Below are 16,408 nucleotides of genomic sequence, written 5' to 3' on the forward strand. Positions count from 1 at the left end.
AGCATCTCGAGAATAGTGGAAGAAAAAAAAGAAAATATACTAAAGTAGTAGACCAAAAAAAATTAAATTTGTTCATCATGAAGAAAGATCAATCTAAAATCATTAGAGAACAGGCTCCTCGCTCTGCTACACGAGAGCATTCGGTTCCACTATACCTTACTTCCAGCTTTATTTTTGATAGCGCAGAACAAGGGCGTGCCATTTTTGCCGATGAAGAAGAAGGCATGGTTTATTCTCGTTATGCAAACCCGAATACAACGGAATTTATCAACAAAGTTTGCATCCTAGAAGAAGCCGAAGCAGGTCTAGCTTTCGCATCGGGCATGGCGGCTATTTTTGCTTCCTTTGCTGGATTTGTACGAAGCGGCGATCATATCGTTTCTGCAAAAGCAATTTTTGGATCAACCCACCAGTTGTTTACCCAATTATTGCCGCGTTGGGGAGTAACAACGACCTACGTCGATGCCGTGGATAATCAGGCCTGGGAAAAAGCAATACAACCCAATACAAAGATTCTTTTCCTCGAGTCACCATCCAACCCGGGGCTAGAGCTAGCTGATTTAAGTTTCCTGGGCGAGCTGAAGAAAAAATACCCACAGATTATTTTCATCATTGACAACTGCTTTGCGACGCCATACCTACAAAAGCCGTTACGCTATGGGTTCGACCTATCGATTCATTCCGCAACAAAATATATGGATGGTCAAGGGCGCGTTTTGGGGGGTGTCGCTGTCGGAAAGCAACAGCTTATTAATGAGCTGATGTTCTTTATCCGTCATACCGGTCCTGCGATGTCCGCATTCAATGCTTGGACCATATCCAAGAGCTTGGATACACTGGGACTCCGCATGGATAAACATTGCTCCAATGCACTAGCGCTGGCAGAAGCCTTAGAGCAGCACACCGAAATCACCAAAGTAAACTACCCATTCTTGCCTTCTCACCCACAATATGAATTGGCAAGAAAACAAATGAAAGCTGGTGGCGGAATTGTAACATTTGAAGTAAAAGGTGGAAAAGAACGCGCCTACAGCTTCTTGGATGCCCTAAAGATGATTCTTTACACATCCAACCTAGGGGATGCACGCTCAATCGCAACACACCCAGGGTCAACAACGCACTCTAAATTAAGTGAAGAAGAACGTTTGTCACTGGGCATCACACCGGGTACAATACGTCTCTCCGTTGGTATTGAAGACCAAGAAGACATTATTGGAGACATACTCCAGGCATTAGAAGCTTCTAAATAAAAAAGGGGTTGCGTTTTGCGCAACCCCTTTTTTATTTAGAATATCTTACCAATTACAATGCCGCTAGTGCTTGTTTGTAATTTGGTTCTTCGGTCGTCTCCGCGACCTGTTCTGTAAACGTTACCACACCATTTTCATCAATGACCACCACCGAACGGCTCAACAAACCGGCCAATGGCCCGTCTACGATCTTCAGCTGATATGCATCTGAAAAGTTTGAATCTTTATATTCAGAAAGTGTAATAACATTATCAATACCCTCTGCCGCGCAGAAGCGACCTTGTGCAAAAGGTAAATCCTTAGAGATACAAAGCACCACAGTGTTTGACAATCCCGCAGCCTCCACATTGAATGTACGTACTGAGGCCGCACATGTACCGGTATCTATACTTGGAAAAATATTTAAAATCACTTTCTTTCCGGCAAAATCTGACAATGTTTTCTCCGAAAGATCTCCCGCAGTAAGCTTAAAATCTGGCGCTTTCGACCCAACCTGAGGTAAATCACCCTGTGTATTTATACTATTTCCTTTAAATGAAATTTTAGCCATTTGTTTAGAATGTTAAATGAATATATGCTGTTAAGATACGAAGATCTTCTTAAAAATCCATGGCCTAAAATTTGTTACTATTTAACTGCGGTTAAAATTTGTTTATGAAATAAAAAAAAGCTATGTTAGCATAATATATTTAAAGAGGGACATCCACCCGCCAAAGGTGGACAACATCAGTAACCAAAGAAAGAAGCGTACAGCAAGAACAAGCTTTACGACTATTGAACAGAAAGATTATAAACGTATGAAAAGATTACTACTCGGATTATTACTTGCCAGCCCAACACTACTGTTTGCACAGGGGTCACAAGTAAACACGCAAAGCTTGAAAGCTGTCGGTATGTCTGGCGCTGGATCAGCTCTCTTCATTGACGAATCTTCAATTTTTTACAGTCCTGGAGCCCTGTCAAAGATGGATCACAATGCAATTTCGGCAGGTGTTAGTGGTATTATGTACCGTTCGGCCTTCCGGGAGGCAAACAGTATGGATGTACACCACACCAAATTTAAGATTACTCCACCTTTTTCTGTATTTGCCACATTTGGCCCTAAAGACACGTGGTGGAAAGCCGGCTTAGGTATATACACCCCATTTGGGGGATCTGTAGACTGGGGGGATCAATGGCCCGGCAAATATGAACTAAATTATTTGCAGATGCGCGCCATCTACATACAACCAACCATCAGTTTCAAATTAACAGAAAACTTCGGTATCGGTGGTGGCTTCATCTATAATATTGGCCTTGTCGATCTTGGACGCTCTATTCCTTTAGCTTCCACAGACGCTGCTTCAGGAAAAGCAGAGCTCTCTGGCGTAGGAACAGGAATGGGCTATAACGTAGGCGTGCACTACCATTTAGAAAACACGATAGCCATATCCTTGAGCTACCGTTCAAAAATTAACACCAAACTGAAAGACGGCGATGCGGAATTCACGGTACCTCCCGCCTTGGCTGCCTCTTTCCCAAACACTACATTCAGTGCGGAACTGCCTTTGCCAGCCTCCTTTAATATTGGGGTGAGCTTCCCGGTTAGTGAACGTGTAGATATTGCTGCCGACGGGACTTTCTTAGGGTACGATATCTACAAGGAGCTGGTATTCGATTATAAGGACAATACGGCGGTCTTACAAGACACCGAACAACCTAAAAAATACGAAAATGCATTCTCCGGTAAAGTGGGCGTAAATTATAAAACAACGGATAAACTAGCTCTTCGCGCCGGAGCAGGTTATGTGTTTACTCCTGTTCAGGCGAATTATGTTTCTCCAGAAACCCCAGACAACAACCGGGTGATGGCTTCGGCCGGATTTACCTACGAGGTGAATGACAAGTGGTCGCTGACGGGCGCCTATGTTTTTCAACACTTATTGAAACGTTCTGTCACCAGTGCTGTTACCAATCTTTCTGGAACATATGTGACAAACATCCACGCCCCAGGTATTTCGTTAACTTATAAATGGTAATCACGATGAAGAAGATATTCAACTACAACAAGTTTTTACTGCTTGCCGCAGCCTCTACCGCCTTTCTGTTTTCATGCAAGCCGGAGCTAGATGCCGTAAAACCAAGTGCTGGAGAAGCTAACTTCTCTAAATATATTTCTATTGGAAACTCCTTAACGGCAGGTTTTGCCGATGGCGGACTTTACCTAGAAGGACAGCAAGTGGCTTATCCCAACTTAATTGCCGCCCAACTGAAGCATACGGGCGGTAGCGACTTTAAGTCTCCTTTTTTCACAGAAGCACAGCGCAACGGATCAGGCTATTTGCGTCTCAAAGACCTCGTTAACGGGCAGCCAGTCATGGAAAATGTAACCACAGAGCTTGCTATTCGAGGAGCCAACCCAGCGGGAAAACCCTTATACACCAAATATACCGAGGAGATAAATAACCTTGGCGTACCAGGCATGCGCTTAGACATGGCTTTTGCTCCGGGTATTGGAACAGTTCAGGGCAATCCATTCTTTGAACGCTTGCTGGCGGATAATACACCAGGAACCTATCGCTACTTCGACTTTGCAACAACAAAGGACCACACTTTCTTTAGCTTTTGGCTAGGGAATAACGACATCCTGGGTTATGCGACAAATGGTGCTGTTACCGTACCTGGTGATGGAACAACGGTCTTAACATCAACGGCGACTTTCAACCAGCTATATAATAGCTTTATCGATGCATTAACGCTTAAACAACAAAAGGGTATTGTGGCAACGATTCCGGATGTAACCGCGGTACCTTATTTTACAACCGTCACCCGTAAAGCGCTTCTTGCTGCTGCCAGCGCGGCCGCAGGCTCGGAATTAAAAGACATCTACATCACATCGTCGAAAGGCATGCGCCCAGCAACGGACAACGATATGTTTGTCCTTCCATTCTCGTCCGCCGGACTTTTGGGTAAACCATCGCCGGGCAACCCTGCTCCATACGGCCTCCACCCTTCGAACCCTGTTGAAAGCAAATATGTGCTCGACACGGATGAAATAGCGGTCATCAAACAACGGACAACGGAATTTAACGATATCATCAAGAAGGCTGCCGAAAGAAAAGGGCTTGCTATCGCTGATGCACATGCATACCTAAACCGCGTTAAGAGCCCAGGCATTGTTTATAACGGACTGAGCGTCAACGCAAATTTCATTACCGGTAATGCGTTCTCCTTAGATGGCATTCACCTGACGCCAATGGGCAACGCATTAATCGCAAACTTGTTTATCGATGCCATTAATGCAACATACAACAGCAGCATTACAAAAATTGATGCGACGCAATACAGGGGTGTAAAATTCCCATAAGAAAATTAGCACCGTATAAGATACCCAACAAGACAAAACCCTGTCGCTAGCAGAAGCATAGCAACAGGGTTTTGTTATATATGCAGCAAAGCCGCTAGACAAAGTCCTTTCTTTTGGTTAAATTTGATAATTAAATTTGTTTATAATGAAAGTTCAATTAGCGAGAAAAAATAATGCGGTTCACTTTGAAGCGTCGAGTGAATCGTCGACAGTGAAAGTAAATATTGACGGTTCAGAAGCCATTGGTGGTGAAGGAAAAGGTGTTCGCCCGATGGAACTGGTCCTGATGGCACTTGGTTCCTGCAGTGTCTTCGATCTCAGCACGATCCTGAAAAAACAACGCCAGGACGTACAAGACATACACGTAGAGGTCGCCGGAGATCGTCGCGAAGAAATACCAAATATCTTCACAAAGATTCACATCTCGTTCTCTCTAAAAGGAGATATTGATGTTGAAAAAGCACAGAAAGCAGCAGAATTAGCGGTAAAAAAATACTGCTCTGTTCACGACATGCTTGCTGCGGGAGGCGTTGACATCACCTATAGCATTAAGATCAACTAGCATCGTCTTTACGCCATATTTTCTCGGCCCATCTTCCCACAAACCAAAAAGAAACAGCCAACACCAAGAAGAAGATGGTCCGGTTAATATTATCCCAGAGGTATTCCACAAATCGGGTATACAAGTTTAATATAAAGAACACAAAACCAATATCACGGGAAGCGTTATCCTTGGTCTTCATTCCGTATAAGGCCAACGCCAAAGAAAGTACCACCGCTAAAATGCCCCAGTAAAGAATGTGATATTGACGCACTTGCGACCAGTCATCAAAACTGGAATAATTCCCAAAGATCGACAAGCACCACAGCGCAATCATGGTATATAAAAGTCCAATCACATAGCTTGTAGACTGAAATGGTCGCAAGGCATTGATGCGAGGTTGTCCCCATACGGCAAAAGCAGTCAAGAGGAACCCGAATATCGTAAAACGCAAGGGATAATTCATCCCCCAGAATTTAAAGCCCCAATTACTGCGATAGGCCGTCTCAGTAGCAAACCAAATCCCCAAGGCAACCAACGTAAAAACCCAGATTAATTTCGAATCCAACTTCACAGAAAGCACCGCATAAATGACTATTGACAGCAAGAAACACAATGTATAATTACTCGTTCCACGGTCCAAAATCTGGCCTAAGAAGCCTATACACGCTGCTGTAGAAAAAGCGCCTGCCAACATCAGGGTTTCGTTGGAAAAGGTTTTCTCCGGATACTTGCTCTTATTCCTAAAGCCTAAGAAGTAGAACACAACCGCCACGACCCCAAAAAACAAGCAGAAAACAATATTGGGTGTCTCGTAGAATCCTTCGATAAAACGAACGAGCGTATTATCGGCAAAGAGTGAAAAAACAGCGAAAATCAAGGATACTAAAGCTATCCAGAAGGCATAACGTGCCAATACTTTCCACTCAAAGCTTTTCTCATCGATTGTGCCGCGTAACTCCTCCACTTTTTCAGATGACAGGCGATCCGCCTCCTGCCAATAGGACAACGCTGTTTCGACAACCTCTTTCTCTTGCTTACTTAAATCTAATTTTTTCAAGGTATATGTGTATATTACAGAATCAACTTACAAATTAACAATAATAAAACGTTAAGCATCATCTAAAAATCAAAAATGGCTATTTCCTCCTTCCGTAACCGCTGCACTACGCTCAAAAAACTGTACCTTTGTATCTTGCAAAAAACCGAACGATGAAAACCTCGTATTCAGTAGCTTGACACCGTAGCCGAACGACAATAAGGTCTGCTCAACGCTATAGTGATTTCCGTTCTCACGGTCAAACTTAAGTGGCCGTAGCTACGGTTCAAGCGCGTTTTATTTGCAAAAAAGAAACAAAATCAAGAAACAAATGAGTGCCTCCAAACAAGAAGACCACATAGATTTAGGCGAACAAAATGAAATTGAGGTATTTGGTGCCCGCGTACACAACCTAAAAAACATCGATGTTACCTTTCCAAGAAATGAACTGGTAGTCATCACCGGATTGAGCGGTAGTGGGAAGTCGTCATTAGCCTTTGACACCATCTATGCCGAAGGACAGCGTCGCTATATGGAAACCTTTTCGGCCTATAGCCGACAATTCTTGGGCGGTATGGAGCGCCCTGATGTCGATAAAATCTCTGGACTGAGTCCCGTGATCTCTATCGAACAGAAAACAACAAACAAAAACCCGCGATCGACTGTAGGCACGATTACAGAGATCTACGATTTTCTGCGTCTTCTTTATGCCCGCGCCAGCGAAGCATATTCCTACGCAACCGGCAAGCTGATGCAGCGCATGTCGGAAGAACAAATTGTCGAGAAAATCCTAACGGAGTTTAAAGACGAACCGATCTATATTCTTGCACCAGCCGTGAAAGGGCGGAAAGGACATTACCGGGAGCTATTTGAGCAAATTCGTAAACAAGGCTACTCAAAAGTACGCGTGGATGGAGAGATTTTAGATATCGCACCAAAGATGCAAGTAGATCGTTATAAGATCCACGATATAGAAATTGTTATCGACCGTCTTTATGCAACGGAGGGCGATAGCAAAAGATTATACACCTCGGTCATGCAGGCCATGAAGAGTGCCAAAGGCATTATCAAAATTGCCAACAAAGAGGGCAGAGAGCACTTCTTTAGCCGTTATTTAATGGATCCGGAGTCCGGCATCTCTTACGATGAGCCTCAACCTAACACCTTTTCATTTAATTCACCCTACGGCGCGTGTGCGAAATGCGACGGACTGGGTTATATTTTTGAAATTGATAAAGACAGTGTAATTCCGGACAAGAAGCTAAGCATCCAGAAAGGTGCAATATTACCTTTGGGGCCAGCCCGTGAATCATGGACGTTTCAAGTCGTAAAAGCTGTCGCCAAGAAATTTGACATCTCTCTTACAGCACCAGCAAGCACATTAAGTGACGAACACATCGACTTATTGTTATTTGGAGGCGAAGAAGATATTTCCCTGACCGTTTCGTATGGGAGCTATGGTTCTCGCGAGTACAATGTCGTTTTTTCCGGTATTTTCAAGCTGCTGGAAGAACTCAATGGTCGCGGATCAGACGACGCCCCGGTGCTGGATGATTTCCGGACAAAGGTGATGTGCCCTTCTTGCCAAGGTGCCCGACTTAAGGAAGAGTCGTTGCACTTTAAAGTCGACAACAAAAACATTTCTGAACTTGCCAGCATGGATATGACGACATTGAGCGCTTGGTTCGAAAATATCGAAACAAGACTTAATGATCGACAGAATACCATCGCCGCGGAAATCTTAAAAGAAATTAGAGCACGCATTGGCTTCCTTTTGGATGTAGGCTTGAGCTACCTCAGCCTGGACCGGTCCTCTAAGACATTATCTGGAGGTGAAGCACAACGTATCCGCTTAGCCACACAGATCGGATCACAACTGGTAAATGTACTCTACATTTTAGATGAGCCGAGTATCGGTCTACACCAGCGGGACAACGAACGGTTAATTAATTCATTGAAGAACCTACGCGATATCGGCAACTCTGTTCTGGTTGTCGAACACGACAAGGACATGATCCTACATGCCGATTATGTAATCGATATGGGACCTGCTGCAGGTGTAAACGGCGGGGAAGTCGTGGCACAAGGCACACCAAAAGAAATTTTAGCGGCCAATACATTAACGACGAGCTATCTCAATGGTTCAAAAGAAGTCGCCATTCCTATCACACGGAGAAAAGGAAGTGGGCTGAAGCTCTCCCTCCAAGGTGCGACAGGTAACAACCTCAAGAATGTCAATGTGGACTTTCCGCTAGGTACCTTAACCTTAGTAACGGGGGTATCGGGATCTGGTAAATCGAGTTTGATCACAGGCACATTATACCCTATTTTAAACAAGCACTTTTTCCGCGCGAAAGCAACGCCAATGCCATATAAAAGCATTGAAGGATTAGAACATATTGACAAAGTCATCGAAATAGACCAAAGTCCGATTGGCCGCACACCACGCTCTAACCCATCGACTTATACGGGAGTCTTTTCCGATATTCGTACCCTTTTTGTACAACTCCCTGAAGCAAAAATCAGAGGATACAAACCAGGGCGGTTCTCTTTTAACGTAAAAGGGGGACGCTGTGAAACTTGTCAGGGAGCCGGACTAAAGATTATCGAGATGAACTTCTTGCCCGATGTGCAAGTTCCATGCGAAACATGCCAGGGCAAGCGTTATAACCGCGAAACATTGGAAGTGCGCTACCGTGGAAAATCTATCTCGGACGTGCTCGACATGAGTATCGATGAGGCGGTACCATTCTTTGAAAACATCCCTTCCATCTACCGCAAGATAAAAACCTTGCAAGATGTAGGCCTGGGATACCTGACCTTAGGGCAATCATCTACAACCTTGTCTGGTGGAGAGGCACAACGGGTTAAACTTGCGACAGAGCTTTCCAAGAAAGATACCGGAAACACCTTCTATATCTTGGATGAACCAACTACAGGACTGCACTTTGAAGATGTCAATGTCTTGCTTGGGGTAATCAACCGATTAGTAGACCGCGGCAACACCGTACTGATTATTGAGCATAACTTGGATGTGGTAAAAACTGCCGACTGGGTTATCGACATGGGACCAGAAGGAGGTAGAAATGGTGGTCAGTTAATGTTTGCCGGCGTTCCTGAAGATCTAATCAAAGAAAAGAAAAATGAAACCGCACGGTTTTTAAAATTAGAGATGCAATCATTTTCGTAACTTTGTTCTTGTATGTCGGATATCATTCAGTTATTGCCAGATTCGGTAGCCAATCAAATTGCCGCAGGGGAAGTGGTGCAACGCCCAGCCTCAGCCGTTAAAGAACTTGTAGAAAATGCAATCGATGCTGGAGCAGACAAAATAAAACTTATTGTAAAAGATGCCGGAAAGACGTTGATCCAAATCATCGATAATGGTTGTGGTATGAGCGTCACCGATGCACGACTTTGTTTTGAGCGGCATGCGACCTCAAAAATCCGTAAGGCCGAAGATCTATTTGCAATCCGCACCATGGGCTTCCGTGGCGAAGCTATGGCCTCTATCGCCGCCATTGCGCAAGTAGAGCTAAAAACGAGACGTGTAGAAGATGAGCTCGGGACCATCATTGAAATCGAGGGTTCTAAGATTATCGATCAACGCCCAGAAGCACTACCGGCAGGTACCAGCATATCAGTAAAAAATTTATTCTACAACATCCCTGCGCGACGCAATTTCCTAAAAAGCAACTCTGTCGAGCTCCGTCATATTATTGATGAATTTCAACGCATTGCATTAGCAAATCCAGCAATCTTTTTTAGTCTGCACAGTGATGGGAACGAGCTGTTTCACCTGCCGGCAGAGACATTGAAACAACGCATTGTACACCTCTTTGGAAACACCTATAACCAACGACTTGTCCCCGTAGAAGAGGATACATCCATCATTACGATCAATGGGTTTATAGGAAAGCCAGAATTCGCAAAAAAGACACGCGGAGAGCAATTTTTCTTCGTAAACAAGCGCTTTGTCAAAGATCCGTACTTAAATCACGCCGTGATGAATGCCTACGAAGAAATTCTTCCGGCTGAAACATTTCCGCTTTATGTCCTGTTCATCGATATCGACCCCGCAAAGATTGATATCAACGTACACCCTACGAAAACGGAAATTAAGTACGAGGACGATAAGGCCATCTATGCCATTATACGTTCTGCCATCAAACGATCTTTAGGTCGCTATAATATCACGCCAACCCTGGACTTTGATCAAGATACCAGCTTCAGTAGTTTTATATCGACGAAGCCGCTGGACGAGATACAGGCGCCAACCATCACGTTCAACCCAGATTTCAATCCTTTTGAGGATATCAAGTCCAATGCTTCGGCACGATCTACCGCTTATGCGGAAGGGTTTGAAAAGAAAGCCGGGATACCCCAAAACTGGGATACCTTATATAAAATTACCGAGCGTGACGATGCCGAGCAACTGCCATTGCTCCCAATAGAAAGTGAAGAAGATAAATCGACAGCAACCACAAGTAGTAGCGAAGCTCCGAAACAATTTTTTCAACTTCATAACCGTTTTATAGTTTCTCAGATACATTCCGGTTTAATGCTTATTGATCAGCAGGCTGGACACGAGCGTATCCTTTTTGAGCACTACAAAGAACAACTCGAGAACAATAAAGGTATTAGTCAACAAAGCTTGTTTCCACAAACCATTGAACTCAATGCAGCAGACTTTACCCTTATGGATGATATTCTTCCAGAGCTCCAGTCCTTAGGCTTTCAATTGCGTCCTTTCGGAAAAACAACTTATATTGTAGACGGGATTCCGGCGGACTTGGGAAGCAATGTTAATGAAACAAAAATACTAGAACAGCTGTTAGAAGATTTTAAGAACAATAAAGATGCGTTGAAACTAAGCAAGCGAGAGAATCTCGCACGCAGCTTGGCAAAAAATGCATCAATCAAAGCAGGACAGTCCTTAGATAACCAGGAGATGGCAGAGCTTATCGATAAGCTTTTTGCGACAGAGTCTCCGAATGTATCGCTACATGGAAAACCTGTAATAATAACCATAACACTGCAGGAACTCATGGAGAGATTCGGCAAAAACTAATGATACGAACGATATATGAATAATCTCTTTTCAAATATGACTCCGGTCGTCAAGAATTTGTTGATCATTAATGTCCTCTTTTTTATAGGATCTGCTATTTTCCCGCTTTCGGTACGGCTTTTTGGTGTTTTCTATCCAGACTCCCCTTTCTTTCATATTTGGCAAGTCATTACCTACATGTTTATGCACGGTAGCATGGGGCATATTTTCTTCAATATGTTCTCTTTGGTTATGTTCGGCTCTATCATTGAGCAGGTACTGGGGTCGAAAAGATTTTTGAATTTCTATTTTATCTGTGGAATTGGCGCCTTGGTGCTACAATATGGCGTTCAAGCCTATGAGGTATACAATATTGCGGGAACCGTGCGGGCAGCACAATTTTTACACTTTGATATGTTGAACAATCAGGTGTCGTCCAACCTTAAAGTATCCGAAGCAGATTTCTCCACATTAACGTCTATCTATGGAACCCCATTAGTGGGCGCATCGGGAGCGATCTATGGTCTACTGCTTGCTTTTGCATACTTATTCCCAAACATGTCACTTTATCTCTTTTTTATACCTGTCCCTATCAAAGCAAAGATTTTTATACCTATATTGATACTCATAGAGATATATTTAGGTTTTGCAGATGCTGGCGGTTCTATTGCCCATTTAGCACATGTAGGCGGCGCTTTATTTGGTTATATCTTGATAAAAATATGGGGCATAAGGAGAGGAATCTAACATATGAAACAAAGTAGTTTAAAGACTTTTTGGCAAAATACATATAAGGGAGCATCCCCTATACCTGTTATTATTACCATCCAGGTCTTACTCTTTGTGCTGATTCATATTTTTGACTTACTCCGCGAAGTGGGACTCACTCAAACACCATACTACGACTACAGCGTAAGCTTCCTAAGCCTTCCATTATCCTTTGACAAGTTCCTGACACAACCCTGGTCATTAGTGACCTTCCCGTTTTTATACACGGGTATCTTTCAACTCCTGTTTGACTGCCTTTGGCTATTTTGGATCGGTAATACGTTTCTCGTTTTTCTGAATAAACGGCAAATGCTCTATCTATATTTTTCGGCCATTATGGTTGGAGCCGTTACATTCCTATTGCTCGGAGGTATCCCGGCCTTACAGCGTAGCGTACAGCAATCGTTCCATACCTCAACCTTCGGGATCGTAGCCCTTGTTGCCGCAACGACCATGCTCGTACCCAAGATGGAGGTACGCCTCTTTCTTTTCGGAAATGTGCAGCTTCGGTATATCGCCTTTTTCTATATCGCATTATCCGTAATATTCTACGCTTTGGTCAACAAAGCGGGAGCCATTGCTATTTTAGTGACTGCCGCGTGGGGCGCCCTGTATCTCAACCAGCTTCAAGCAGGTCGTGACTTCAGTCAACTATTCCAACGTAAACAAAAGCGTAGCAAACTACGTGTGGTACATCACAATAAACAAACCAGTACTGCACGGGGCAATCGTCACCCCTCCGATATGCCCAATCAAGTGGAGATCGATGAAATATTAGATAAAATTTCGATAGGAGGCTACGAAAGCTTAACTTCACACGAAAAAGAAGTACTATTTAAAGCAAGTAAGAGCGAGTCGTAGCAAATGGCAAAAAAAACTTTCTTCAAAAAGAATCTTGGTTTTTTCAGTAAAACAGTCTTTATCTGCAATATTATTGCAGTTGTACTGCTATTACTAAGCTATTCGGCCGCATTTATCAACCCCGAAACGATATGGCCAATTGCTTTCTTTGGCTTAGGCTACCTTCCTATCTTGCTCCTTAACCTTGGCTTTGTTGCCTATTGGTTTTTACGTCGCCCTAAATATGCACTATTTACGTTGATACCTATCTTGTTGGGATGGAACCTTTTGACCCAGCATGTCGGCTTCCGTAGCAAAATAGAACAAGAGCCGAAAAAGGATCAGGATGCCATGCGGGTCATGACTTTCAACGCACATTTATTCAAGGATGTTAAAGAGACCCCGGGCAGTGATATCAAAAAAGAAGTGCTGGAGATTATTAAAGAAACCAATCCGGATGTCCTCTGTTTTCAGGAATTTTTCACGAAAATAAAGGGCTCCAAAAAATTGAGTGACAAAATTAATGATCAGATCGGCTTCAGAAGCTTTTATTTTGAACCTGCGATGAAGAGTAACTCCGAAGGTTATGGTCAAATAATATACTCGAAGTTTCCCATTGTAAATTCAGGGATTATTGCACACAACGAGTACGGTATTAACCGCATTATCTTTGCCGATATTGTCAAGGCCGAGGATACCATACGGGTATACAATGTTCACCTTCGCTCCTTCGCTTTACAAAATGAGGACAAAGAGTTTATTCAGAATCTATCCGCCAACTCGGAACAAAATGAGGGCGCTTCCCGTCGTTTAGGACGTAAGCTAAAGTATGCATTTGCGAAACGTAGTCAACAGGCTACCGCCTTGAAAAACCATATCGATTCTACACAGCATCCTATCATCGTTATGGGCGATTTCAACGATACGCCAATGTCATATAGTGTCAACCATATCCGTAAAAACCTACGGAATACGTTTCAAGAAAAAGGACAGGGATGGGGTGTTACACACTATGAGATGTTACCGTTTTTCCAAATCGATTACATTTTATGTAGTAAACAATTCCAGGTAAATAATTATAAGATCATTAAGAAAAAACTATCCGATCACTATCCGGTATATGCGGATATCTTGCTTACAAGCCGCTAGGGTAGCGCGCTAAAATGTTGTAAAGCCTGCTTCACAAAAAGATCTCTTCTATTCTTTACTTTGAAATAAGCCTCTCGACCAAAGTAATAACGTCCAACCAAAGCCTCAATATCACTTTCGATCGTATTTCTTAATTCATTCTTCTTTTTATCGGAAATAGCGATGCCAGCCTTACGAACAAAATCAATAAAAGCATGATATTCATTGTCTGGCAAGTTGTATCCCGACAGGAAGTTTTCAATGGAATAGGCCGGCAACTTTTTTGTGAATCGACCATATACAAACTGATCAATAAAGCCGTACCGCACCAGATCTTGATAAGGCGACTCGTTAATATTAGAATCTCGAGGCATCTGAATATCCGGGAGGATACCACCACCACTATAGACCGATTTCCCTGCTTTCGTCGTATAAGTTTGTCCATGATTATACAAGGTATCAAGCGCCCATAAGCCTTTATACATCGTATTAAAGTCCATCATATTGGACCAGTTCGGGGTATACTTTTTCTGTATACTACGTCCTAAGGGAGTAAAGTACCGCGCTATACTCAAGTTTACTGTCGAACCGTCCGAAAAATCATACTGCTCTTGCACAATCCCTTTCCCATACGAACGCCGGCCAATCACAACACCACGATCCCAATCCTGTATCGCTCCCGTCACAATCTCACTCGCGGAAGCCGTTTCTTCATTTATTAATACAGCCAGGCTGCCATCCGCAAAGCCCCCACTCTCATCCGAGAAATAATCTTGACGCAATTCATGTGCCCCCTCTGTATATACGATCAAACGACGGTCTTTAAAAAACTCACTCGCCATCTTAATCGCAATATGAAAATATCCACCACCATTATCGCGTAGATCTAAGATTAATCGTTTAGCCCCCTGCTTTTTTAAAGCAACAATAGCAGCCTGAAATTCTTCACCGGTATTCATGCCAAAGCGGCGAACCTTGATATAACCCACCGTAGGTTCAATCATATACACCACATCCAATGAACTAACGGTGACCTGATTTCGAATAACCTTGATTGCATTCGGCAGTTCAACACCATTTCGTTGCACAAACACATTAACCGCCGTTCCACGCTTCCCACGAATTAGCTTCTCCATCTCTTCCTGCGACACACTAACCCCCGCCACCGTCCGGTTATTCACCCGCAACAAACGATCCCCAACCCGAAAGCCCGCTTTATCCGCTGGACCATTATTGATCAACGAAACGACCAACAGCGTATCCTTTAAATTAAAATACTCCATACCAATCCCCTCGAAAGTACCATCTAAAATTTCGGTCTGCCGCTGTGCTTCGTTAGGCACCAGGTAGCTGGAATAAGGATCTAAATGTGATATGATATGGTTAATGGCACCGTTCTGCACGGAATCAACGTTGACACTGTCGACATATGAATTGGATATCAGATCGATGAGTTGCTGGATTTTCCAGGTATTATCCGAAAGGCCAATAGGCACCAAACTGCTCCCGGGCTTACTTCCTTCTTCGTCCACATAATTCTGTCCTAAAAGAATACCCAAAAGCAATACGGCAGCATAAGTCGCTGCGACAAATAAACTACGTTTGGTACCTTTCTGCATGGTCAATCTTTCGGTGCAAAATTACTATTGTTTTTTCAAATAATATGGGGTTAGTTAACACCATAAGTAGCAAAATGTAGTCCAAAGACTATAATAGTGTCATTGCTATATAATTTTTACGTAAAATTTTATCCAGCACGGCATTTACATCCGTGAAAAACAAAAAAATATCCATCAAAACTGATTTTTTTGCACAGGTAAGCAAGTTTAATTATGTTTGATCAACAAACAAAGAAGAACAGGTGCACGATCTAGAACCATACTATAATTGGCGCGACGACTACATCGCCGCCGACGATGAGCGCTCCCCATTTTACGGGACGGTATATAGCGAATTTGAATTCGATAAAAAGGTCTATAACTACCTGCTGCACCCGCAATGGGACGAATTTGGATCCACCACTTTATACCTGAAAATTCTCTATGTTGACTATGATAAAGGCTTTTCCATCATTGAACTTATTGGGGAATGGAATGATGCAATTTACAACGACATCATGGTTCTTAAAAGAGAAATTATAGACGTCCTTATCGGTGAAGGTATTCAGAAATTCCTGTTGATCGGTGAAAACGTGCTAAATTTTCATGGTTCTGACGACTCTTACTACGAAGAGTGGTATGAAGATATTGAAGATGGCTGGATTGTGGCCCTCAATTTCAGAGACCATGTAATCCAGGAATTCAAAACCATTGGCGTTGACTATTACATTCATTTTGGAGGGGAATTGGACACCTTTCCGTGGCGCACCTTAAAACCCAAACAGCTTTATCACCATATTCAAGAACGAATCAACAAACGTTTAGGCGGATAAGCGGAAAGGCCGTAA

13 protein-coding genes are annotated in these 16,408 nt (G+C 43.2%); 10 read left to right on the top strand and 3 right to left on the bottom strand.

Annotation, left to right across the window (positions count from 1 at the left end):
- Window positions 1–77 precede the first annotated feature (77 nt).
- Entirely contained in the window at window positions 78–1,250 is a 1,173-nt protein-coding gene (locus E2P86_RS17305) for a trans-sulfuration enzyme family protein (RefSeq protein WP_134433863.1), read from the top strand.
- 52 nt (window positions 1,251–1,302) lie between these two features.
- Here the strand turns inward: E2P86_RS17305 and tpx are convergent, their stop codons facing one another.
- On the bottom strand, window positions 1,303–1,800 hold the full coding sequence (gene tpx / locus E2P86_RS17310) for a thiol peroxidase (RefSeq protein WP_134433864.1): 498 nt from the start codon (window positions 1,798–1,800) through the stop codon (window positions 1,303–1,305).
- A gap of 247 nt (window positions 1,801–2,047) precedes the next feature.
- Here tpx and E2P86_RS17315 point away from each other — a divergent pair, with 247 nt between their 5' ends.
- The 3 genes from E2P86_RS17315 to E2P86_RS17325 all read left to right on the top strand — a co-directional run bounded on the left by E2P86_RS17315 (window position 2,048) and on the right by E2P86_RS17325 (window position 5,158).
- Window positions 2,048–3,268 carry an OmpP1/FadL family transporter gene (locus E2P86_RS17315; protein WP_134433865.1) on the top strand — a complete coding sequence of 407 codons (1,221 nt, stop codon included), beginning with the start codon at window positions 2,048–2,050 and terminating at the stop codon, window positions 3,266–3,268.
- A gap of 5 nt (window positions 3,269–3,273) precedes the next feature.
- Entirely contained in the window at window positions 3,274–4,596 is a 1,323-nt protein-coding gene (locus E2P86_RS17320; RefSeq protein ID WP_085473710.1) for an SGNH/GDSL hydrolase family protein, read from the top strand.
- Between the two features lie 145 nt (window positions 4,597–4,741).
- Window positions 4,742–5,158, top strand: coding sequence for an OsmC family protein (locus E2P86_RS17325; protein ID WP_085473594.1), 417 nt, complete (start codon window positions 4,742–4,744; stop codon window positions 5,156–5,158).
- On the opposite strand, the gene E2P86_RS17330 is transcribed toward E2P86_RS17325, so the two are convergent.
- Window positions 5,151–6,197, bottom strand: coding sequence for a DUF2157 domain-containing protein (locus E2P86_RS17330; protein WP_085473593.1), 1,047 nt, complete (start codon window positions 6,195–6,197; stop codon window positions 5,151–5,153). The genes E2P86_RS17325 and E2P86_RS17330 overlap by 8 nt on opposite strands.
- Before the next feature lie 310 nt (window positions 6,198–6,507).
- On the opposite strand from E2P86_RS17330, the gene uvrA reads away from it, so the two are divergent.
- Genes uvrA through E2P86_RS17355 form a run of 5 tightly spaced genes read left to right on the top strand, consistent with a single transcriptional unit; the run spans window position 6,508 to window position 13,983 of the window.
- Window positions 6,508–9,366: an excinuclease ABC subunit UvrA gene (gene uvrA, locus E2P86_RS17335; protein ID WP_134433867.1), complete on the top strand. Its 2,859-nt coding sequence runs from the start codon at window positions 6,508–6,510 to the stop codon at window positions 9,364–9,366.
- Window positions 9,367–9,378: 12 nt separating this feature from the next.
- Window positions 9,379–11,247 carry a DNA mismatch repair endonuclease MutL gene (mutL, locus tag E2P86_RS17340; RefSeq protein WP_134433868.1) on the top strand — a complete coding sequence of 623 codons (1,869 nt, stop codon included), beginning with the start codon at window positions 9,379–9,381 and terminating at the stop codon, window positions 11,245–11,247.
- A 15-nt stretch (window positions 11,248–11,262) separates the two neighbouring features.
- Entirely contained in the window at window positions 11,263–11,973 is a 711-nt protein-coding gene (locus tag E2P86_RS17345) for a rhomboid family intramembrane serine protease (RefSeq protein ID WP_085473590.1), read from the top strand.
- A 3-nt stretch (window positions 11,974–11,976) separates the two neighbouring features.
- Window positions 11,977–12,855, top strand: coding sequence for a rhomboid family intramembrane serine protease (locus tag E2P86_RS17350; RefSeq protein WP_134433869.1), 879 nt, complete (start codon window positions 11,977–11,979; stop codon window positions 12,853–12,855).
- A gap of 3 nt (window positions 12,856–12,858) precedes the next feature.
- Window positions 12,859–13,983, top strand: a complete 1,125-nt coding sequence (locus E2P86_RS17355; protein WP_134433870.1) for an endonuclease/exonuclease/phosphatase family protein — start codon at window positions 12,859–12,861, stop codon at window positions 13,981–13,983.
- Here E2P86_RS17355 and E2P86_RS17360 read toward each other — a convergent pair.
- Window positions 13,980–15,581 carry a S41 family peptidase gene (locus E2P86_RS17360; RefSeq protein WP_134433871.1) on the bottom strand — a complete coding sequence of 534 codons (1,602 nt, stop codon included), beginning with the start codon at window positions 15,579–15,581 and terminating at the stop codon, window positions 13,980–13,982. The genes E2P86_RS17355 and E2P86_RS17360 overlap by 4 nt on opposite strands.
- Before the next feature lie 242 nt (window positions 15,582–15,823).
- On the opposite strand from E2P86_RS17360, the gene E2P86_RS17365 reads away from it, so the two are divergent.
- On the top strand, window positions 15,824–16,393 hold the full coding sequence (locus E2P86_RS17365) for a hypothetical protein (RefSeq protein WP_085473586.1): 570 nt from the start codon (window positions 15,824–15,826) through the stop codon (window positions 16,391–16,393).
- Window positions 16,394–16,408: the final 15 nt, after the last annotated feature.

It is taken from the genome of Sphingobacterium psychroaquaticum (assembly GCF_004421025.1).
Lineage (GTDB): Bacteria > Bacteroidota > Bacteroidia > Sphingobacteriales > Sphingobacteriaceae > Sphingobacterium > Sphingobacterium psychroaquaticum.